The sequence below is a fragment of the Moraxella lacunata genome (assembly GCF_900453205.1).
Classification (GTDB): Bacteria; Pseudomonadota; Gammaproteobacteria; order Pseudomonadales; family Moraxellaceae; genus Moraxella; species Moraxella lacunata_B.
The window spans coordinates 19,418-38,652 of sequence record NZ_UGQU01000001.1; the positions used below are offsets into that span (position 1 = coordinate 19,418).

The following is a 19,235-nucleotide window of genomic DNA, read 5'->3' on the forward strand; positions in this document are numbered from 1 at the left end:
TAATCAATAGGCTTGGCAATTATTGCCAATCGCTCGCCTTAGTACCCGTCAAAGCCTGTTTGATGTTTTGGTTCATGATGACGGATGCAAAATTATCCGACAAGGGTTTAAGCTCACTTACCGCTTTATCCAGCACCACCTTGTCATCGCTGGTAATGGCGGACTGGACGGCGGTCATTTTGTCGCTTAGGCTTACTTTGGTAGCCTCATCAAGCAACTCGCCAAATTCCACCAAAGCCGACTGCAATGCCAAAATTTCTCGTTCGGCTTCCACTTGTGCCTCAATGAGCATGCGTTTTTCCTTGTCCGCTTGGGCGTGAATAAAGCCTGCTTTTAGAAGTTCTTCTTGCTGAGTTTCGCTCAAACCATAGCTTGGCACGACATCAATTTTGCTTGCCACTTTGGTGCTTTGCTCCATGGCTGAGACGGTAAGCTGTCCGTTGGCATCAATGGCAAAGGTAACTTCCACACGGGCAAGCCCTGCTTTCATGGGTGGAATGCCTGTCAGCGTAAAATTCGCCAAAGTGCGACAATCCGCCACGGTCTCACGCTCGCCTTGCACGACATGAATCACCATGCCCGTCTGAGCGTCCGTGTGCGTGGTAAAGGTCTGTCTGCGTGCCACAGGAATGGGGGTATTGCGTGGAATAATGACTTCGGTCAGTCCGCCCATCGTCTCCAAGCCCAATGACAAAGGCGTAACATCAAGTAGGAGCAGATTGTTATCATCTTTGTGAATGAGCTGATGAGCCAAGCGACTCGCCCCCAACGCCACCACTTCATCGGGGTTGATTGAGCAGAGGGGCTGTTTGTCAAAAAACGCCTGCACCGCTTGCTTGATGATGGGCATACGAGTAGAACCGCCCACCAGCACCACTTCATCAATGGCGGTCTTATCAAGGCGTGCGTCAGTTAGTACTTGTTCACAAGTTTGCAAAGTTCGGCGAATGACAGGTTCACAAATCTGGGTCAAAGTTTCACTTGTCAAAATCGTGGTAAAGGGCGTGCCGTTGATTTCAATGCCCACCGACACCGCTTGACGCTCGGAGAGTTTTTGTTTGTAGCTTTTGGCAAGGTTGGCAAGGGTGGACTTTTGGGCGTTGTCCACGTCTTTGGGGTCATGTCCTGCCGATTTGATAAAGAAATTGACAATCAAGCGGTCAATGTCATCTCCGCCTAATGCCGAATTTCCGCCTGTGGCTAACACTTCAAACACGCCGTCTTTTAGGGATAGCACCGACACATCAAACGTCCCCCCGCCTAGGTCATAAATCAGATAAGTGCCTGTTTTGGCGGATTTGTCAAGCCCATAGGCAATGGCGGCGGCGGTCGGCTCGTTTAGTAGGCGTAATACGTTAAGTCCAATACTCGCCCCTGCGTCTTTGGTGGCTTGGCGTTGGGCTTCATCAAAATAGGCAGGCACGGTAATCACCGCCCCTTGTATGCTGTCGGGCGGTAGGCTTGCCTTGGCGTGGTTGTAGAGTTTGGCTAGGATATGGGCGGACGTTTCAACAGGTGATTTGTCGCCTTGTGCGGTAACGAACGCTGGCATGGCGTTGTCGCCCCCAACCAGCTCGTAAGGGTGGCTAAATTTAATGTCCGCCAAAGACCGCCCCATAAAACGTTTGGCGGAAATGATGGTATTGGTAGGGTCGTTGTAAGTCAAGGCGTGCTTGCCCACAATGGGGGTGTCCGCCTTGTCGCCATAATACACCACACTCGGTAATAGGGGGCTATCGCCAAAGGGCAACACGTCCGCCCGTCCTGAGCGTACCACGCCCACAAGCGAATGAGTCGTCCCCAAGTCTATGCCTAAGGCGTAGCGATGTTCGTGGGGTTTGGCGGATTGGCTGGGTTCGCTGATTTGAAGTAGGGACATGGTATTATGGTATTTTATGGTTTTACAAGTTGGCTAAAATTTTAACATGGATTTACCCATTTGGGATAAATTGGGTGTTAAAATTTTTGGCGTTTTATGGGTTGTTTAAGTTTTTTAAATTTTTAAAATAATAAAAAATCACACATATAAATCATCATCTTGCCCGTCATCTTGGCTTGATGATTTGGATAAAGCATCCGTCATGTCATCGTGCAATTTACCCAAAAAGCGTAATTTTTGGGCGATGATTTGGGCGGTTTGCCAGTCTTTTGCTTGATAAACGCTGTCAAATTCATCAGCCGTTTGGCTCATTAAGACATTGATATTGTTGGCAATTTGGTTAATCGCATTTTTATCATTATCAAAAATGGCATCTTCTAGCTCCATGCGATAGCTCATCATTTGCATCAAAAACGGCTCATCGGCAATGGTTTTGTCCGAATTAAATGCCACGCCTGATAATTCAAGCAAATAGATTGCACGGCTGTCATCACGGTTTAGGGTGCCAAAAGCGTGGTTAATCAAGGCGGTATTTTGCTCGGCTTGGGCGATATTGTCGGCATTATCAGGGTGGTGCTGTTTTTGCAAGTTCAAAAAAGTCGCTTTTAGGGCGGATTTATCAATGCCAAACGCCACAGGCATGCCAAATAAGTCAAAAAAATGATTGGTTAATTGAGCCATGATTTACACCGTAAAGGATTCGCCACAACCACATTCGCCTGTTTTGTTGGGGTTGTTAAATTTAAAACCAGAGTTTAGCCCTTCGGTCACATAATCCATTTGCAAGCCATTTAAATACACCAAACTTTTGGGGTCGCAAAACACGCTCACACCGTCATTGTCAAATCGCTCATCGGTGTCATTGGGTTCGTCCACAAATTCAAGCACATAGGCAAGACCAGAACACCCCGCTGTTCGTACGCCGACACGAATGCCAACGCCACTTCCGCGATTTGCCAAAAAATCTTTGACATGGGTAATTGCTTGTTCTGTCAGAGTAATCATAAGTTTTTCCTATGTTATTGAATTTATTATCTATTCTTAACTTAATTTTATTTCATGGGCGAATTGCAATTCGCCCCTACAAACCCAAAAACAAAATCAAGAATAGACCGTGTTAATTAAGCCACCGCTACTTTGGATTGATAATCGTCAATCGCCGCCTTAATCGCATCTTCGGCAAGTACCGAGCAATGCACCTTGACAGGGGGCAATGCCAATTCTTTGGCGATGTCTAGGTTTTTGATGGCACGGGCTTCGTCTAGGGTTTTGCCTTTGAGCCATTCGGTAACGAGCGAGCTTGACGCAATTGCTGAGCCACAGCCATAAGTTTTGAATTTTGCGTCTTCGATGATACCATCATCGCCCACTTGGATTTGCAAACGCATCACATCGCCACAGGCGGGGGCTCCCACCATGCCTGTGCCAACATTTTTGGCGTTTTTGTCTAGGTTGCCGACATTGCGGGGGTTTTCATAATGGTCAATCACTTGGTCTGAATATGCCATGATAATCTCCGATTTGCTACTTGCCTGATGGCGTTTGCTTGTTGTTAATGTTGATAAATTAGGTAAGGATTTTTTACCCAGTTTCAATGATTGGTTTAATGACAATTTTTTAAAACCATCATTAAATTAATTTAATTTAAACTGCTATTAAAAAACTATGGTCTTTTTAACCAAGCACCCTCATCAACATCGCCTCGATGGTAAATGAGCTGATGGTGGGGTTCAAGAAAGGGCAATATTGCTTTTTCTTGGGGTGTGTTGCTAAAATTTTGATAATAAGCTTTCAAAGAATTTAAGGGATTTGCCCCTTGACATTCGTTTAATGCATTACCAATACTAATCACATCGGTATTGGTATCATTAGAAATAAACGCAAAAGTTGGCAAATCACTGAGCATCAATGTACCCTCTTTTATTGCAAAATTTTGGGGTAATTGGCGAATGTCATCATCACTGAGTGTATTTGGAGTACTTGCCAATGATAAGACATAAGCATTTTCTTGTTTATCTGTGTTGATTTTAGCCATATTTTCAAGTGAAAATGCGGTTAAAGCATAACCCTTATCTGTCTTGGTGGTTTCGCCAACAAAAACATGGGTCGCCCCTGTCGGTATCGGCTGATGAACCGTATGAATCTTGGGGTCAAAGACCGCCAGTGTGCTTGGTGTGTCATTGCCAAAACCCATCAAAAACGGCTCGCCATCAAAACCATGTCCATCTACCAATTTTTGTACATCTATCACAGGCGATGCGTGAGAGTACCAATCATTCCACAATCCAAAAAATGTGCGTTTTGGGGCGTGATAATTAACATGAATGCTACTGTCTCGTTGCTCCCAAGAGCCATCCACCGTGTTGTATTTGCCTTCGGTCATCTGCATATAACAATATTGACCGTCCGAACCAAATAAATGCGTACTTTGGTGGTTGTCTGTGTCGCCAACATAATAGACATATACTGCATAATCTTGCGTGTCATATTTTGGTATTACAGGTTCGCTTTGATGGGCGTGAGCCGTTGCACCACATAACATCAAGCTGATTAACCAGCGTTTCATTCATCAGTCCTTGTTTGGGCTTTTTGTATTCATCTTAAAAATGCAAGTTAAAACCACGCCTGCTCATTTGCCTTGCCTTGCCACATGAGCGTGGTTGGCGTTAAAAGCTCGCTTTGAGCAGGGAATAAAACTAAGGGGTCGCCTTGTAATACCGCATTGGCACACTGTTTGGCTTCGTTTACTTCGTTATCATTCTTAAAGGCGTATCTCGGCGTGCCTCTGTGAAATGATGTCCCACTTGGGTCGTCAAGAAGTCCAAACGCCATTTTGCCTTCATGAAATTGACCGACCAAGCGTTCAAACTGCTTGGCATACCCTGCATTAATGTCATAACCAAGTTGAATGGTGTGTTTGATGTCTTGTGATAAGGCATAACGGGTCAATTCAAAACGGTCTGTATCAATTTGTTGTCCAACAAATAAATAATTGGCACTTTTGGGAACGCTTAATTCGTACTGTCCCTCCAACTCATGATTAAAATCAAAAATAGGAGCAAGCACAGAGGGGCTGTCCGCTTGTTCGCCAAAACCAATAAAAGTCTCGCCCGCCATCTGCATACGGCTTGTGATGAATTTTAAAGTGCGTTCATCACGGCCTTGCTTGTGATTTATCCACACAGGGAAGGGCGTTTTTACTAAGGCTTGGGGCGAAATCTTAACAAAAGTTTTACCATTTTCGGTTTTTTCAATGTGCCAATGACCCGCCAAATGTAAATCCAACATGCCCGCCATCAAAACAAAACAATACTCGCCTGTGGGCAAAAGATAATGTATGCTCATGCTGTCCACGCCACCCTCATCATATGCACCTGCGATGTCGCTCATGGTATGGGCGTAGGTGGATAGGGTGGACAAACTTAGCACAAGACCTATCATTATCTTTTTTAACATGATAATACACTCATTTTAGTTGATTATTCATAACGACTGATTTCAATCAAATTGCCATCGGGGTCATAAATATAAATCGACCAGATTGCACCTACCGCCCCTGTGCGTGGCACGATACCGTCGATGATGTCGATGTGATGGGCGTTTAGATGGCTCATCACTTCATCAAGCGGTGTGTCGGTCAATAAACACAAATCGCTACTACCACAAGTGGCGTGCGTGGCATTGGGTAGAATTTCTTTACCTTTTTGGTGCAAATTGATTTTTTGCTTGCCAAATTGTAGGGCTTTGCGATTATCGCCAAAAGTGATTTCGCTCATGCCAAGCACATTGACATAAAAATCAATGCTTTTATCAATGTCGGCAACAGTCAATACCAAATGGTCAAGGGCGGTGATTTTCATTTGTGTTTATTTTTAATAAGATTATTGTTGCCATTCGATGATGTCTTTTTGAGCAAAGGCATGCTCCTCGCTGTCTCTGTCACTGGCTGGGTCAAGCGTACATTCTTGGCGTAAAGTTTTGATTTGCTCTGGGTCAGTTATCTTTTGACCATTGCCAACAGGAGAGAAACCATCATCAATCCCAAACATCGATGATTTGCCAAATAATTGCCCGTTTTCAATTTTGTAAACAATGCTCAAATGCTGTTCAGCTCCAACCAGCATATTGGGAAAGGCGATGGCTTGTAATTGAAAAGTTTCGCCTTTGTCGGGAGCGGGCAAATGGGTGTAATCTAACGAAAATCGGGTAAGATTGTGCTTGGTTGCCCCTTTTTCGTATGTGCCAATAAAAAAGTGCGTTGCCCCTGTTGGGATATTAAGCGTGCTTTCGCCTTTTTTGGGGTCATAAATGCTTAAATTTGTGGGGGTGTGATTGCCAAACCCCACCCAAAACGGTGCAGAAAAACTCTCCACCAGCCAATCGCTGATAAGCACATTGGGCGTTGTTCCTGTTTTGTGTTCCCATACAGCATGGACATTGGGGACGATTGGGTTTAAGGCGATTTCAATATTATCGCCTTTTTGTTGCCATTTGCCTGTCAAAGATGCCAATGCACCCACGCCCGCCATTACCGAACAATAAGAACCGTCTGACAAAAAAGCGGTTGCTGACATTGCCATAGAGCCACTGTCGCTTGTGCCATAAATGGTAGCACTCAAAGGCTCACTTGGGGCGTAAGTGGGCAACACCGCTTGGGCGTTGGCACTGACGCTTGCCAATAAGATGAGACTACCTGCAAATTTTTTCATTTAAGTTTCCAAAAAAATCTTAAAAATCAATGCTCTTGCCACTCAACCTTACTAAAATCCACGCCTTCTTTAAACATATCCCAAAGGGGCGACAGTTCACGAAGTTTGTTTACCGCATCTTGGATTTGTGATAGCACACGGTCGATGTCTTCATCGGTGGTGTAGCGACCGATACTAAAACGAATGGACGAGTGAGCCAGCTCATCAGGACGACCAATCGCTCGTAGCACATAGGAAGGTTCAAGCGTTGCCGAAGTACAAGCAGAGCCAGACGATACCGCCAAATCTTTAAGCGACATCATCAAAGATTCGCCTTCAATAAAGTTAAAGCTGACATTTAAAATATTAGGAATGCCTTGCTCCAAGCTACCATTTAGGTAAATCTCCTCAATACCCTGCAAACCATTCCACAGCTTATCACGCAGACGAGTGATGTGGGCGTGGTCTTCATCAAAACGCTGGGCGGATAGGGCAAACGCCTCGCCCATACCCACGATTTGATGCGTGGCAAGTGTGCCAGAACGCATGCCTCGCTCATGTCCGCCACCGTGCTGTTCGGCTTTGATACGCACACGGGGCTTACGGCGAACAAACAACGCACCGATGCCTTTTGGACCATAGATTTTGTGAGCAGAAAAACTCATCAAATCAACTTTTAGCTCTTCTAAATTAATTTTGATTTTGCCAACGGCTTGGGCTGCGTCCACATGGAACAGCACGCCTTTACTGCGAGTAATCTCGCCAATTTTGGCGATGTCGGTTACCGTACCAAGCTCGTTATTGACCGCCATTAGGCTGACTAAAATGGTGTCAGGGCGAATCGCTTGCTCTACTTGCTCAGGCGTGATGATGCCTGTCGCCTCTTGGGGTTCTAGGTAGGTGATTTCGTAGCCTTCTTCTTCTAGCTGACGGCAAGTGTCAAGGATTGCTTTGTGTTCAATCTTAGAGGTGATGATGTGTTTGCCTTTTTCGTGATAAAAATGTGCTACGCCTTTTAGAGCCAAGTTGTCAGATTCGGTTGCTCCACTGGTAAACACAATCTCACGGGGGTCGGCACCGACCGTCTCGGCAATCTGCAAACGGGCATTTTCTACCGCTTCTTCGGCTTGCCAACCAAAGCCGTGCGAGCGACTGGCAGGGTTACCAAAAATCCCGTCAAAGGTCATGTATTTGACCATTTTGTCGGCGACTTCTTGGGCGACTGGCGTGGTGGCGGCATAATCTAAATAAATAAGTGATGACTGGCTCATGCTGGATTGACCCCTAAGTTAATTGTATTGATTGAATTGGTTTTGTCGTTTTTCTCGCCAGCGATTTTTTGTTGTTGGCGGTCGGCGATGTACCCTGTGTGCTTAGATTCTAAGAGTTGGGCTAGGGTAACATTGCTTAGATAGGCTTCGATGTGGCTGGACAAATCATGCCATAGGTCGTGCGTTAGGCACATCTCACCGTCTCGGCAGTCGCCCTTACCGCCACACTGCATGGCGTTAATGGACTCATCAACGGCGGTGATGATGCTCATGATGTCAATCTCGTCTAAGGGTTTGGCAAGATGATAACCGCCAGACGCCCCACGAGTGCTACTGACCAAGCCTTTTTTGCGTAGCTTTGAGAAAAGTTGTTCAAGATAAGAGATGGAGATGGATTGACGCTTTGCAATGTCAGACAAGGACACCGCCCCTTGATGGCGACTTTCTTGTACCGCCAAATCAAGTAGGGCAGTCACTGCATAGCGTCCACGAGTTGTCAATCGCATAATATGGTTTCCAAATTGCCTAGCCTAACGTTGATGGCAACTAAGCTAGGCGTGGGTAGATTATATGTGACTATTATAATAATTCCTAGTAATCCAGTCAAGATTATTTTTTATCAAAGTAATTGATTTTTGCCATTGATAAAATTCATCATAAATTTATCTTTTGAATTACTTGTCAGATATAGCCCAAATTAAACTGAAACTAAATATTGAGGCTTATTATAGCATGGCAGATGTGGTTTGCAATCCGACTAAGGGGGTAGGAATTGATATTTGTCGTTAGGACGAAAAATCAAGCCAATAAAATAAATAACCAGTAAAATAAATAAAAAGGCGGAAAGTTCGCCTTTTTATGCGTAAAAAATAATCAAACAAAGTTCATGATGATGGCAACCAGTGCGATGATGCCCACGACAACAAGGGCGATAAAGGTGCTTTTTTGTTTGCCTTGTAGTTCGATGAGAGCAGTATTTAGCTTGTGATTATGCATCGTTAGCTCATCAATGCGAGCAGACTGCTCGGCGATTTTGGCTTTGTAGTTTTCTTGTTTTTCGGCTTTTTGTTCGGGGGTGGGGGTAGGTTTGCCCTTGACTTTACCCAGTAGATTTTGAATGACACCGCCCACGCCTAACTGCACCAAAAACGCCTTAAAGTCATGCACATCTTCATGACTGCCACGAATTTGTAGCGACTCAACACTACCACTGCTATGCGTGGTAATGGCATTGATGAGCTGAAAACTGTAAGCGTTTACCGTCATGTCGGGCGTGGTCTTGTCATTGGGCAGGCGGTCATCAAGTAGCACCCCACGATAGCCAAACGTGGCATAAAACTGCACGTGAGGCAGGTAGGTACGAATGCAGACCACCGTACCACGCTCGGCAAGTGGGTAGGCAAGCTGTCGCAGTTTGGGGTCAAAGCGGAGAATTAGAGTGATGGCTGATTCTAAAAACACCAATAGAACATTTAACAGTCCACGAGAGACACCGCCATTATCGCCATCATCGGTGCGATAGGTCGGCTGTGGGTCGCTAGGCTTGGTATTGTGAGTCGGCTGTGGGTCGGTCATGCGTGATTATCTGATTAAAAAATAATGCTAATGATAAAATGATATCCAAAAAAAGTAAACCACCTTAATGTAACCAATGCGTGATTTTTTGGTAAAAAAGGATAAAAGTAAGCTTTTATCGTAAATATCACGCCTTTGATGGGGTATTTTTGTAAAAAAGATAAAAATATTTTGCCATACCCCTTGTAAAATGGACAATACCCTTATACAATGCACTCAAAATAAGCCCAAGCATGCAGCATGTGTTGTAGGCTTAGATTTGCTTTTGCTGACTTTATTGCTATTGCAAGACTTAGCAAATGTAAATTCATTTCACATTCTTATCATCAACACCATGAGGACAAATCATGAATAAATCAGAATTAGTAGATGCTGTTGCCAACGAAGCAGGTCTTACCAAAGAGCAAGCCACCAAAGCCATTAATGCTTTTACTTCTAGCGTACAAGGTGCCTTGGAGCGTGGTGATGACGTGGTATTGGTTGGTTTTGGTACTTTTAGCGTTAAAGAGCGTGCTGCCCGTACAGGTCGCAACCCTAAGACTGGTGAGCCACTACAAATCGCTGCCAGCAAAGTGCCTGGATTTAAAGCAGGTAAAGGTCTAAAAGACGCGGTAAATCCTACCGAAAAATCCGCTAAAAAAGGCAAAAAATAATTTTAACATCGTTAAAATATTTAAACAATAAACTAACCCCCAATTCTTATCCAGCAATCTAGCATTAATTGCTGAGTTAAGATGGGGGTTAGTTTATTATTGGAATTTGGTTGGATCTAGTTAGGCTAAGTTTCTGTACTTAACGGAACTTGGTTCTTTTGGTGTAGGGCGTACCTGTCTTTGGTGTTTGCAAGGACAAGCAAAATTTAGCCATTTTTCATGCAAAAACACCATTTTATTTCTATGAAATTTCTAAATATTAAAATGTGTTATAAAGGTCCGACACGCCCTAATCAATACGCTCAATGCTGACATTGCCCACGCCTTTTTGGGTTAGCCCAATGGCTTTGGCGGCACCATAAGACAAATCCAAGATACGGTTGGCTTGGGCAGGGCGGTCATTGACTTTAACGACGACAGATTTGCCGTTGTCCTTATTGGTGACTTTGATGTAGCAGTTCATTGGTAAAGAGCTGTGAGCGGCGGTCATGGCATTCATGTCAAAGGTTTCGCCACTGGCGGTGGGTTTGCCATGGAACTGGCGACCGTACCATGATGCCATGCCTGATTGTTTAAATTTGCTGACAGTATTAGAAGCAACGGCAGAGAGCTGTCCTAGCATGTCCGAGTCTTTTTGAGAGTCACTCTTGGCGTCCTTGATTAAAGAGCTTGATAACGTCAATGAAGTGTTGTCACGAGTGGATTTGACAAGGCTTGATGCGTTATTGTGCTGACGGCTAAGCTCGCCCAATACTTTATCAATATTGGCACTTGTGTTTGCCGCATTGACCGCTTGAACAGGAGCGACTGTTCCTAGGGTTGTTGCAAGTGCAATCGCACCAGTTTTTAGATATTTCATGTGAGAACCTATAAAGGAATGCCTGACATTTTTTGTCATTCATACAAAAGCATGATGGCATTCTGGTGGGTTAATGATTGGTGTTAAGTCAATTTAAGCAAGCCAATCGTTAGTTATCTTAATAAGATGGGGGTTTCTCTTTATTTTGCAAGATTGTTTTATAAGTCACTTTACAAATTTGCAAAGGTTAAAATGAAATCCGTCCCATGATATAAAATTAATTGTTGCAAGTTTTATGCCAAATAACCATAATGATGTTAGGGCGTGCCTACCATTGATAACATTTTTATAAAATAAGATGAAAATTTAATGCTTTTATCAATTTTTGCATGAAAAATGGCTAAATCTTGTTTTTCTTCGTCAAAAGCTCGTTTGATAGAACGACTATCAAGCTTCACTTTTTCCTTGAAAAACGGGCGATTTCCCCTATTTTTCATTGCAAATACCAAAGGCAGGCACGCCCTATTGTTTTTAAAAATTTAACAAAATAAGGGGCTTTCCCAACCATTATTTGTTAAAATAACTTCAATAAAAACCATTATTTATGATTTTTTGTCATAAATCTGTCATGTTCTTATCTTAACATGATTTATAACAAAACCGTACATCATTTTATGACATACGGTTTTAAAATAGCGACAAAAGGTATTGTATCCTACTGCTTGGTATGGGTATGCACGCAGGTTAGCAGTCCAAAGCCTGCCATTAGGGTAATCACTGCCGTACCGCCATAACTGATAAATGGCAAAGGCACGCCAACCACGGGCAGTATGCCACTGACCATGCCCATATTTACAAAAATATAGACAAAAAATGACATGGTCAATGCCCCAGCGAGCAGACGACAATAAGTGTCAGGATTGACAACGGCAATATAAAAAGAGCGAGCCAATAAGCACAGATAAAAGAACAGCAACAGACCTACGCCTGCCAAACCAAACTCTTCGCTAAATGCTGCGATGGCAAAGTCGGTATGACCTTCGGGCAAAAAATGTAAGTGCGACTGCGTGCCTTCGAGATAGCCTTTGCCTGTCAAGCCACCCGAACCGATGGCGGTTTTTGATTGGATGATGTTCCAACCTGCCCCCAAGGCGTCCGCTTCGGGGTCAAATAGGGTCATGACACGGGTTTTTTGGTAGTCGTGCATGTAAAAATTCCACAAGCCCCACGCAAAAGGAATAAACACCGCAATCGCCCCGCCAATCATCCACCAAGGCAACCCCGATAAAAACAGCACAAACATGCCACTGGCCGCCACCAAAATAGATGTCCCCAAATCAGGCTCTTTGGCGATGAGTATCACAGGCACAGCGATGATGGCAAGCGTGGTAAAGACCGTGGGAATGCTTGGTGGTAGCTCCTTTCTGGATAGATACCACGCACACATCATCGGCATGCCAAGTTTCATGAACTCAGACGGCTGAACGCTACCAAAGCCAGGGATATCAATCCAACGCCTCGCCCCCATGCGAACTTCGCCAATAATCTCAACGAGTACCAACAAAATCAGCCCCAGCACATAAAAAATGGGGCTTAGCGTGCGATAAAAAGTGGGGGGAATCTGTGCCATGACTGCCATGACCACAAAGGCAATGCCATAGCTTACCATTTGTCGGATGACCATGGCGATGTTTTGCGTGGACGCACTGTATAGCACCGTCAAACCCACAAAGCAGATGCTGAACAAAATCAGGGTCAGCCACGGGTCGATGTGAATGCGTTGCCACACGCTCGGCTCTAAATCTCGCCCAACGAAGTGATGGCTTTGGCGTGAAAATCGGTACTGTTCTTCTCTCATGGCAAATCGTGGTGCGGTTGGATAGACTTTTGATAAAATTTATCAAAAAATTGCTGATAGTTGGCGGATTTCATGATAAATTATAAGATGGTCGTGTAAGTTACTTGATGTATCAGCGACTGACATTTTTATCAAAACATGCTATTTTAATTCATCTTGATGATTTTTAACAGTAAAATTTTGTGTTAGGGCAAAATTTTGTAAAAATAAGGAAAAATTATGGCCATCATCGTAACACTCATCATATTGGCAGTTATCATCGGCTTTTTGATAGCGGTGTATAACGCACTGGTTCGTCTAAGAAATCAAGTGGCAAATGGATTGGCACAGATTGATGTTCAGCTCAAACGTCGCCACGACCTAATACCCAATCTTGTCAATGTCGCCAAACGCTACATGACCCACGAAGAGCAGGTACTAACCCAAGTGACCGAAGCCAGAAACATCGCCAAAAGTGGATTGGATGCACTTAAAGATGCAGGGCTGTCAGGCACGGACGGGCTTGCCAAACTGGCAAATGCTGAGAGCAACCTGTCTCGGGCGTTGGGTAGTTTTTATGCCGTGGTAGAAAATTACCCTGAATTAAAAGCCGATTCTGCCCTAAAAGAGCTCTCTGATGAGATTAAAAACACCGAAAATCGCATTGGATTTGCCCGTCAGTTTTATAATGACAGCGTGATGTTTTATAATAACCAACGTGAGAGTTTTCCTAATAATTTGGTGGCAAATTGGTTTGGGTTTATGCCAATAGCACAATTAGAATTTGCTGATAAATCCGCCATTGATGTTGCACCAACGGTCAGTCTTTGATATATTGGTGATGTATGCCACAGCGAATTTATCAAAACTTTTTTGAATTACAACGCCATTACAAAAGAAACAGCATGGTGTTATATGCGTTATTTGTCATGGCGATGATGATTCATGTATTGCTTGCCTTATTATTTTTTATGATAATATGGTATGTTATCTTTGGTGATTTGGGTGGCTTTGCATGGTTTTGGGTGCTGATTCTTGTGCCCAGTTATTTTATCATGAGTGTTTTGTATCATTATAATAAAATCAGCCATGATAATGACTTTTTATTAAAAGACATTGATGTCACACGCTTATTTATTAATATCTCAGGCGTGGATTTGCCTATTAATCATTTTAATGATGATGAAGATAATAATAAAAAGAAAAAAAGACAGCAGGTGATTTATGCCAAAGACATCAAAGACTTTGAACCAAAATATCGGCGGTATTATGAATTTGCTGAGCAGTTAGCCATTGCCTCAAACATTATTTTACCCAAATTATACGTCATGGATGAGACGGGGGTGAATGCCTTTGTGGCAGGGGTTAATCAAACAAATATGATGCTCGTTGTCAGTAAAGGGGCGTTAGAATTAGATAATGAAAGTCTTTATGGGCTTATTGGGCATGAATATGGGCATATTTTACATGGCGATGCCAAATTAAATGTACAAATGTATGTCTTAATGTCAGGTCTGTCATGGCTTTATGATGTTGCCGATGGCTTAGAATGGCTGTCCAAATGGCGACAAAAACCCAAAGCCAAACGCTATCAATACCAAGATGATAAAGGTGAACGCCAAGAATATGTGATTGTGATGGGTACGGGGCGATTGTCCATAGAGTTTATTTCTTTGGTGATTCGCTTATTGGGCTTTTTAGGCATGGCAAGTAGCGAATGGATAAAACAGCATTTTAATCGTCAGCGTGAGTTTTTGGCGGATGCAACATCGGTGCAATTAACCCGTAGCGATGGCGTGGCAAAATTATTGCAAACCCTGCAGCGAACGCCGTATTTGGCACACACCCAAAAACGCTATACCACGCATTTGAGTTATTTTTTCTTCCTAAACCCCCAAGATGCCCAGACGTCTATTAATTGGCGTGAGCGAATGGGGCATATGGGTAGCACGCACCCGAGCAACCATGAGCGAATACTGGCGTTGGATGAGCAGTATTATGACGACTTTGCCAAGATGGCGATTGATGATTTGGATGTGGATGTATTACAACAAACTCATGATAAAATGATGCTTATCAATTGGCATAAAAAATCAGGCGTGAGCGATTATAAAACCGTGGAGTTTGTATTATGTGATGATAAAGATATAGGTAAAGATAAAGATGCTCATTTATTTGTGAGTCCTGGTGATGATAAAAAAACGATTGACATTGCTATTTATAATAATGACATTGAAATATCAAAAGATAAAGTGATTAATGGCAGATTGGTTGTGGATAAATCATGGCAAGCCCAAGGCGAGATGATATACCCCAAGCAAGCCAGAGCCGATTATGAATTAAAAAATATTCATCATGTTAATATGACTCATGTCAAAAGCATGACATTGCCCCTTATCATCGCTCGTTATTTACGTAATGATGACCTACATCGCCCCACGAGTAAATTATTTTCGCTGTTTTATGTGATTGTCTTTTGTCATGATAATGATGGGTTTTATTTGTCTGATTCACTTGATTTGGCAAATATTTTTTATGTAAAATCAGATGGTGATAATATTATAAAAATAGATAAGCCTTTATTAAAAACTGTGGCAGAGATGGATAGACGTATTGATAATGGCTTATTAATGCTGATTTATCAGCGTATTATCAAGGATTTGGAACATGATGATAAACGGGCTTTATTAAAAAATGACGTTCATCATCTGTTGGATTTTATCAATGCGTTACATCATCAAGACAATCATCATGATGATTTGAGCCTATTATGGCAGGGCGTACATTTATATCGGTTATTATCGATATTTGCCGATGATATGGATATTGCTGATAAGCCATTGTTGCAAAAACTGACATTCATGTATCATAAATATGACATGGACATGAATGATTGGATAATGATAACAGTAATGATATATATGGTTATGGCTCATTATGATGATGGCGATGACATAAAATGCCGTGCAAGCATACAACGGCTGATTCGGCTTATCAATCATGAGATTGTGATTGATGAGACAGACATGACGCAATTAATGCAAGTCATGAGTGCATTTAGTGTGATGGATATGGCATTATGGCTGTTAAAATATCAGCAGAAAAATACATTGACGGCTAAGCGATATATTGATACACTACATACCGCTTTATTGGGCGATGGGATATTGTGTGAGCGTGATTATGAAATATTATTAACCTTACATCAATATTGGTGCCCTGATGATGAATTTGTTTTGTATTGATTTTCAATAATAGCCACAAAACTTTAAAATTACTATAAACACAATGATATTTGGGTGTAGGGGCGTGCTGAGCACGCCTTATCAACAAAGTCATCAAAAGAGCATGCAGAACCAGCCCTTGCAAGTTTGTGATGTATATTAAGTTATTTGTAAAATTATCTTGGCAAAACGCCCCATATAACATGAATACCCTGTCTAACTGTCCGCCAAAGATTGCCCAAAATCGCCATATCCTAGCATTGGCGGGCATACCTTTGTGGGCAAAAAAACAGCCGACAGCAGGGCAGAGTAGGGTAGAGATTACAACTCTACCGCCTGCGTATGACCGCTTGCAACCCAATCCACGCTTGACTCATTTGTTGCCCGATGAGTTGCTTACCAAGCAACACGCCAAGCCAATTACCACACCAAATACCACGCCAACACCCGATAAATCACAAATCTTATCTGCCATGGATGTCAGAGCGTTGCTTGACCCTACTGGTTCATCTGCTAAATTAGCACCTAGCGACATCATAAATAAGCAACCACCCCAAGCCACGCCCGAATCACAAAGAGTATTGGGAAGTATTGTAACAGGCGAACAAGCCCAGTCCCCAGTCCAACCAAACCCCATAACCAACCTTGCCCAACCCCAACCCTTTGCTCCGCCTGCCCATCTTGACATTCGCTTTGCTCTACAAGGCGTGCGGTTCGGGCAGTGGGTGCTGATTGTGGATATGCTACTGATGAGCCGTGATGAGCAGTCGCTGTGGCAGTCGCTCAAAAATGCCCTAAGCAATCAAGCCAATCATCAGCCCATTACCGCCTTTTATCGTGAGATTGGTTATCCATTGGTTAAAAATGAATTTCGCTCGGACGTAGGGCTAAACCCCGCCCAATATACCTTTGACGGCTTTGTCATTGGGCTTTGTGTGTCATCTGGTCATCATCAAGCGGTGCAAGTGGTATTTTTGACAGATACGCCCACAGGTGTCATCGCCCAAACCGCCCAGACCTTGCCGAGTATCCGCCAAATGATGACTAATCCTGCCCTAAAAAAGCAGTTTTGGCAAACGGTTGTGGGCTAAGTTATGGCTAAATGTGCCGATAACTGTTAAAATTTTGCCAAAAATCTGCTACAATGCCCTATCATTTCCCCATCTTTAAAGGATAGCTATGAACCGTCTTGCCAATTTTTGTGCTGGCCCTGCCACCATGCCCACCGAAGTCCTACAAAAAGCCCAAGCCGAGCTGTTAGACTGGCGTGGCAAGGGCACCTCCATCATGGAGATTAGTCACCGCAGTGCCGATTATATTGAGATTGCCACCAAAGCCGAGCAGGATTTACGCACGCTCATGGGTATCTCGGACGACTATGCCGTGCTGTTTTTGCAAGGCGGTGCGTCATTGCAATTTTCCGCCATTCCCTTTAATCTGTTAAATGGCGGTACGGCGGATTATCTAAATACTGGCACATGGTCCCAAAAGGCCCATAAAGAAGCCAAACGCTATGAAACGCTAGGCTTAGGCAAGATTAACCTAGTCGCACAAGGGGGTGGTAAAGACGTGCCCACGCCTGAGACTTGGGAGCTAACAGACGGTGCGTCTTATTTTCATTATTGCCCCAACGAGACCATTCACGGCGTGCAGATTTTTGACATACCAAAAGTAAACGCCCCCATTGTGGCGGATATGTCGTCTTGTATCTTATCCGAGCCGATTAACGTAAATGATTTTGGGCTGATTTACGCAGGGGCTCAAAAGAACATCGGGCCTGCTGGCTTGACCCTTGTCATCGTCCGTAAAGACCTAATGGAGCGGGCAAGTGCGTGGTGTCCTAGTATTTTAAATTATAAAAATCAAGCAGATAACGACAGTATGCTCAACACCCCGTCCACGTTTGCGTGGTATTTGTCGGGATTGGTGTTTGAATGGCTACTGGCAAATGGTGGGGTAGAAGGCATTGCCAAAACCAACCGAGCCAAAGCTGAACTACTATACCAAGTCATTGATAATTCCAGCTTTTATGACAATGCCGTCAATCCACGCCACCGCTCTATCATGAACGTGCCGTTTACGCTTGCCGACAGCGAGCTTGATAAAGTCTTTTTGGAAAAGTCTAAAAATGCAGGGCTGTTAAATCTAAAAGGTCATCGCGTGGTTGGCGGTATGCGAGCGAGCATTTATAATGCCGTAACCTATGAGCAGGTACAGGCGTTGGCGGACTTTATGAAAGATTTTGAAAAAACGCACGCTTGATTTGTACCAATGCATAGACCAACCCCAAATCACAAATTCATGATATATTGACGTAGGGGTGTGCTGAGCACGCCTAGCTCTATCAAAGGTCGTGTGCAACACGCCCCTATAAAACCTATGGCAAATATCAGGTTTATTAGGTTAACATAAGGATGGATTTGGTTCGTCCTTATTTTTATAACCGACCAGTCGGTTTTTTATATTTTGGAAAAACTCATGCACATTACCCCCATTCCCATTTTAAATGACAATTATGTTTGGCTTATTGTGAAGGATAATAACGCCGTTGCCGTGGATATTGGCGATGACAAACCCGTGCTTGATTATCTACATGAGCACAATCTTACCCTATCTGCCATTTTAATCACGCATCATCACGATGACCATATTGGCGGTGTGGCAAGTGCCAAATCCGCTTATCCCAATGCCAAGATTTACGCCCATAAGTCGCACCTTAACGCCATTGGCATGACCCCTGATGTGGCGTGCGATGAAGGTAGTGAATTTGAACTGCTCGGCTTGACGTTTAAAGTATGGAAAACGGCAGGGCATACTGACACGCATTTGTCCTATCTGTGTGATATGGCTAATAAAACCCATGTGTTTTGTGGCGATACGCTATTTAGTGGCGGTTGTGGACGGGTGTTTACAGGGACGATTGAGGAGCTGTTTGATAGTATGGAGCGGTTTGATACCTTGCCCGATGACACGCTATTCTATCCCACGCATGAATATACGCTCTCCAATCTTAACTTTGGCTTATCGATATGTGATGAGACGACCAAAAAAGAGATTTTAAGTTATAAAAATACGGTGGAAAATGAGTTAAAAAACAATACCCCGTCCCTGCCAACATCTTTAAAGCAAGAACGGCTGATTAACGTCTTTTTGCAAACCGATAATGGGGCGATGATAAATAATATTAAGCAAATTTATCCCTTAAATCATGATGATAAATTATCGGTATTTTCGGCACTGCGTGAATTAAAAAACAAGTTTTAGGCGAATAGATAGATCACCGTCCAAAACATGTCCAAATATGATAGG

General features: G+C 43.4%; 20 protein-coding genes. 6 read left to right on the plus strand and 14 right to left on the minus strand.

The features are described 5' to 3' along the window. Positions 1-19: 19 nt before the first annotated feature. The 11 genes from hscA to DX073_RS00195 form a co-directional block, all read right to left on the minus strand. Positions 20-1,879: a Fe-S protein assembly chaperone HscA gene (hscA, locus tag DX073_RS00145; protein WP_115004401.1), complete on the minus strand. Its 1,860-nt coding sequence runs from the start codon at positions 1,877-1,879 to the stop codon at positions 20-22. 138 nt (positions 1,880-2,017) lie between these two features. Then, on the minus strand, positions 2,018-2,560 hold the full coding sequence (gene hscB / locus DX073_RS00150; RefSeq protein WP_115004403.1) for a Fe-S protein assembly co-chaperone HscB: 543 nt from the start codon (positions 2,558-2,560) through the stop codon (positions 2,018-2,020). Positions 2,561-2,563: 3 nt separating this feature from the next. After that, on the minus strand, positions 2,564-2,884 hold the full coding sequence (gene iscA / locus DX073_RS00155; RefSeq protein ID WP_115004404.1) for an iron-sulfur cluster assembly protein IscA: 321 nt from the start codon (positions 2,882-2,884) through the stop codon (positions 2,564-2,566). A 116-nt stretch (positions 2,885-3,000) separates the two neighbouring features. Then, positions 3,001-3,387, minus strand: coding sequence for a Fe-S cluster assembly scaffold IscU (gene iscU / locus DX073_RS00160; protein WP_115004406.1), 387 nt, complete (start codon positions 3,385-3,387; stop codon positions 3,001-3,003). Positions 3,388-3,542: 155 nt separating this feature from the next. Continuing rightward, positions 3,543-4,445: a hypothetical protein gene (locus DX073_RS00165; protein WP_115004408.1), complete on the minus strand. Its 903-nt coding sequence runs from the start codon at positions 4,443-4,445 to the stop codon at positions 3,543-3,545. A 47-nt stretch (positions 4,446-4,492) separates the two neighbouring features. After that, complete coding sequence (locus DX073_RS00170) at positions 4,493-5,335, minus strand: hypothetical protein (protein WP_115004410.1); 843 nt, start codon at positions 5,333-5,335, stop codon at positions 4,493-4,495. A 23-nt stretch (positions 5,336-5,358) separates the two neighbouring features. Beyond that, positions 5,359-5,739: a VOC family protein gene (locus DX073_RS00175; protein WP_115004411.1), complete on the minus strand. Its 381-nt coding sequence runs from the start codon at positions 5,737-5,739 to the stop codon at positions 5,359-5,361. A 21-nt stretch (positions 5,740-5,760) separates the two neighbouring features. Next, positions 5,761-6,588 (minus strand): hypothetical protein, encoded by an 828-nt coding sequence (locus DX073_RS00180; protein ID WP_115004413.1) that lies wholly within the window; start codon positions 6,586-6,588, stop codon positions 5,761-5,763. A gap of 26 nt (positions 6,589-6,614) precedes the next feature. Next, the gene (locus tag DX073_RS00185; protein WP_115004415.1) at positions 6,615-7,838 is read right to left on the minus strand and encodes an IscS subfamily cysteine desulfurase; all 1,224 of its coding nucleotides are present in this window, start codon (positions 7,836-7,838) and stop codon (positions 6,615-6,617) included. Further along, on the minus strand, positions 7,835-8,344 hold the full coding sequence (locus DX073_RS00190) for an Rrf2 family transcriptional regulator (protein ID WP_115004417.1): 510 nt from the start codon (positions 8,342-8,344) through the stop codon (positions 7,835-7,837). The genes DX073_RS00185 and DX073_RS00190 overlap by 4 nt, the downstream gene beginning before the upstream one ends. A 367-nt stretch (positions 8,345-8,711) precedes the next feature. After that, positions 8,712-9,413, minus strand: coding sequence for a hypothetical protein (locus DX073_RS00195; protein ID WP_258556829.1), 702 nt, complete (start codon positions 9,411-9,413; stop codon positions 8,712-8,714). Positions 9,414-9,760: 347 nt separating this feature from the next. Between DX073_RS00195 and DX073_RS00200 the strand changes: the two genes are divergently transcribed. After that, a complete protein-coding gene (locus tag DX073_RS00200; RefSeq protein ID WP_115004420.1) occupies positions 9,761-10,066 on the plus strand; it encodes an HU family DNA-binding protein in 306 nt (101 codons plus the stop codon). A gap of 289 nt (positions 10,067-10,355) precedes the next feature. On the opposite strand, the gene DX073_RS00205 is transcribed toward DX073_RS00200, so the two are convergent. The 3 genes from DX073_RS00205 to rodA form a co-directional block, all read right to left on the minus strand. Then, a complete protein-coding gene (locus tag DX073_RS00205; protein WP_115004421.1) occupies positions 10,356-10,925 on the minus strand; it encodes a septal ring lytic transglycosylase RlpA family protein in 570 nt (189 codons plus the stop codon). Positions 10,926-11,182: 257 nt separating this feature from the next. After that, positions 11,183-11,362, minus strand: coding sequence for a hypothetical protein (locus DX073_RS00210; protein ID WP_115004423.1), 180 nt, complete (start codon positions 11,360-11,362; stop codon positions 11,183-11,185). A gap of 218 nt (positions 11,363-11,580) precedes the next feature. Continuing rightward, positions 11,581-12,723, minus strand: coding sequence for a rod shape-determining protein RodA (gene rodA, locus DX073_RS00215; protein WP_115004451.1), 1,143 nt, complete (start codon positions 12,721-12,723; stop codon positions 11,581-11,583). 219 nt (positions 12,724-12,942) lie between these two features. On the opposite strand from rodA, the gene DX073_RS00220 reads away from it, so the two are divergent. From DX073_RS00220 to gloB, 5 genes are all read left to right on the plus strand, one after another. Beyond that, complete coding sequence (locus DX073_RS00220; RefSeq protein WP_181814331.1) at positions 12,943-13,533, plus strand: LemA family protein; 591 nt, start codon at positions 12,943-12,945, stop codon at positions 13,531-13,533. Between the two features lie 14 nt (positions 13,534-13,547). Next, positions 13,548-15,947, plus strand: coding sequence for a M48 family metalloprotease (locus DX073_RS00225; protein ID WP_115004455.1), 2,400 nt, complete (start codon positions 13,548-13,550; stop codon positions 15,945-15,947). 182 nt (positions 15,948-16,129) lie between these two features. Beyond that, positions 16,130-17,017 (plus strand): hypothetical protein, encoded by an 888-nt coding sequence (locus tag DX073_RS00230; RefSeq protein ID WP_147279656.1) that lies wholly within the window; start codon positions 16,130-16,132, stop codon positions 17,015-17,017. An 88-nt stretch (positions 17,018-17,105) separates the two neighbouring features. Further along, complete coding sequence (gene serC / locus DX073_RS00235) at positions 17,106-18,188, plus strand: 3-phosphoserine/phosphohydroxythreonine transaminase (RefSeq protein ID WP_115004459.1); 1,083 nt, start codon at positions 17,106-17,108, stop codon at positions 18,186-18,188. A gap of 216 nt (positions 18,189-18,404) precedes the next feature. Then, positions 18,405-19,190: a hydroxyacylglutathione hydrolase gene (gloB, locus tag DX073_RS00240; protein WP_115004461.1), complete on the plus strand. Its 786-nt coding sequence runs from the start codon at positions 18,405-18,407 to the stop codon at positions 19,188-19,190. Positions 19,191-19,235: the final 45 nt, after the last annotated feature.

What these genes read in the sequence shown, in the direction of transcription:
- hscB (WP_115004403.1), bottom strand. Translation starts at nt 2,560, where the DNA reads ATGGCTCAATTAACCAATCATTTTTTTGACTTATTTGGCATGCCTGTG.
- DX073_RS00225 (WP_115004455.1), top strand. Translation starts at nt 13,548, where the DNA reads ATGCCACAGCGAATTTATCAAAACTTTTTTGAATTACAACGCCATTAC.
- DX073_RS00190 (WP_115004417.1), bottom strand. Translation starts at nt 8,344, where the DNA reads ATGCGATTGACAACTCGTGGACGCTATGCAGTGACTGCCCTACTTGAT.
- iscU (WP_115004406.1), bottom strand. Translation starts at nt 3,387, where the DNA reads ATGGCATATTCAGACCAAGTGATTGACCATTATGAAAACCCCCGCAAT.
- DX073_RS00185 (WP_115004415.1), bottom strand. Translation starts at nt 7,838, where the DNA reads ATGAGCCAGTCATCACTTATTTATTTAGATTATGCCGCCACCACGCCA.
- DX073_RS00230 (WP_147279656.1), top strand. Translation starts at nt 16,130, where the DNA reads ATGAATACCCTGTCTAACTGTCCGCCAAAGATTGCCCAAAATCGCCAT.
- DX073_RS00170 (WP_115004410.1), bottom strand. Translation starts at nt 5,335, where the DNA reads ATGTTAAAAAAGATAATGATAGGTCTTGTGCTAAGTTTGTCCACCCTA.
- DX073_RS00200 (WP_115004420.1), top strand. Translation starts at nt 9,761, where the DNA reads ATGAATAAATCAGAATTAGTAGATGCTGTTGCCAACGAAGCAGGTCTT.
- DX073_RS00175 (WP_115004411.1), bottom strand. Translation starts at nt 5,739, where the DNA reads ATGAAAATCACCGCCCTTGACCATTTGGTATTGACTGTTGCCGACATT.
- DX073_RS00210 (WP_115004423.1), bottom strand. Translation starts at nt 11,362, where the DNA reads ATGAAAAATAGGGGAAATCGCCCGTTTTTCAAGGAAAAAGTGAAGCTT.
- DX073_RS00165 (WP_115004408.1), bottom strand. Translation starts at nt 4,445, where the DNA reads ATGAAACGCTGGTTAATCAGCTTGATGTTATGTGGTGCAACGGCTCAC.
- DX073_RS00205 (WP_115004421.1), bottom strand. Translation starts at nt 10,925, where the DNA reads ATGAAATATCTAAAAACTGGTGCGATTGCACTTGCAACAACCCTAGGA.
- rodA (WP_115004451.1), bottom strand. Translation starts at nt 12,723, where the DNA reads ATGAGAGAAGAACAGTACCGATTTTCACGCCAAAGCCATCACTTCGTT.
- DX073_RS00195 (WP_258556829.1), bottom strand. Translation starts at nt 9,413, where the DNA reads ATGACCGACCCACAGCCGACTCACAATACCAAGCCTAGCGACCCACAG.
- DX073_RS00180 (WP_115004413.1), bottom strand. Translation starts at nt 6,588, where the DNA reads ATGAAAAAATTTGCAGGTAGTCTCATCTTATTGGCAAGCGTCAGTGCC.
- hscA (WP_115004401.1), bottom strand. Translation starts at nt 1,879, where the DNA reads ATGTCCCTACTTCAAATCAGCGAACCCAGCCAATCCGCCAAACCCCAC.
- gloB (WP_115004461.1), top strand. Translation starts at nt 18,405, where the DNA reads ATGCACATTACCCCCATTCCCATTTTAAATGACAATTATGTTTGGCTT.
- DX073_RS00220 (WP_181814331.1), top strand. Translation starts at nt 12,943, where the DNA reads ATGGCCATCATCGTAACACTCATCATATTGGCAGTTATCATCGGCTTT.
- iscA (WP_115004404.1), bottom strand. Translation starts at nt 2,884, where the DNA reads ATGATTACTCTGACAGAACAAGCAATTACCCATGTCAAAGATTTTTTG.
- serC (WP_115004459.1), top strand. Translation starts at nt 17,106, where the DNA reads ATGAACCGTCTTGCCAATTTTTGTGCTGGCCCTGCCACCATGCCCACC.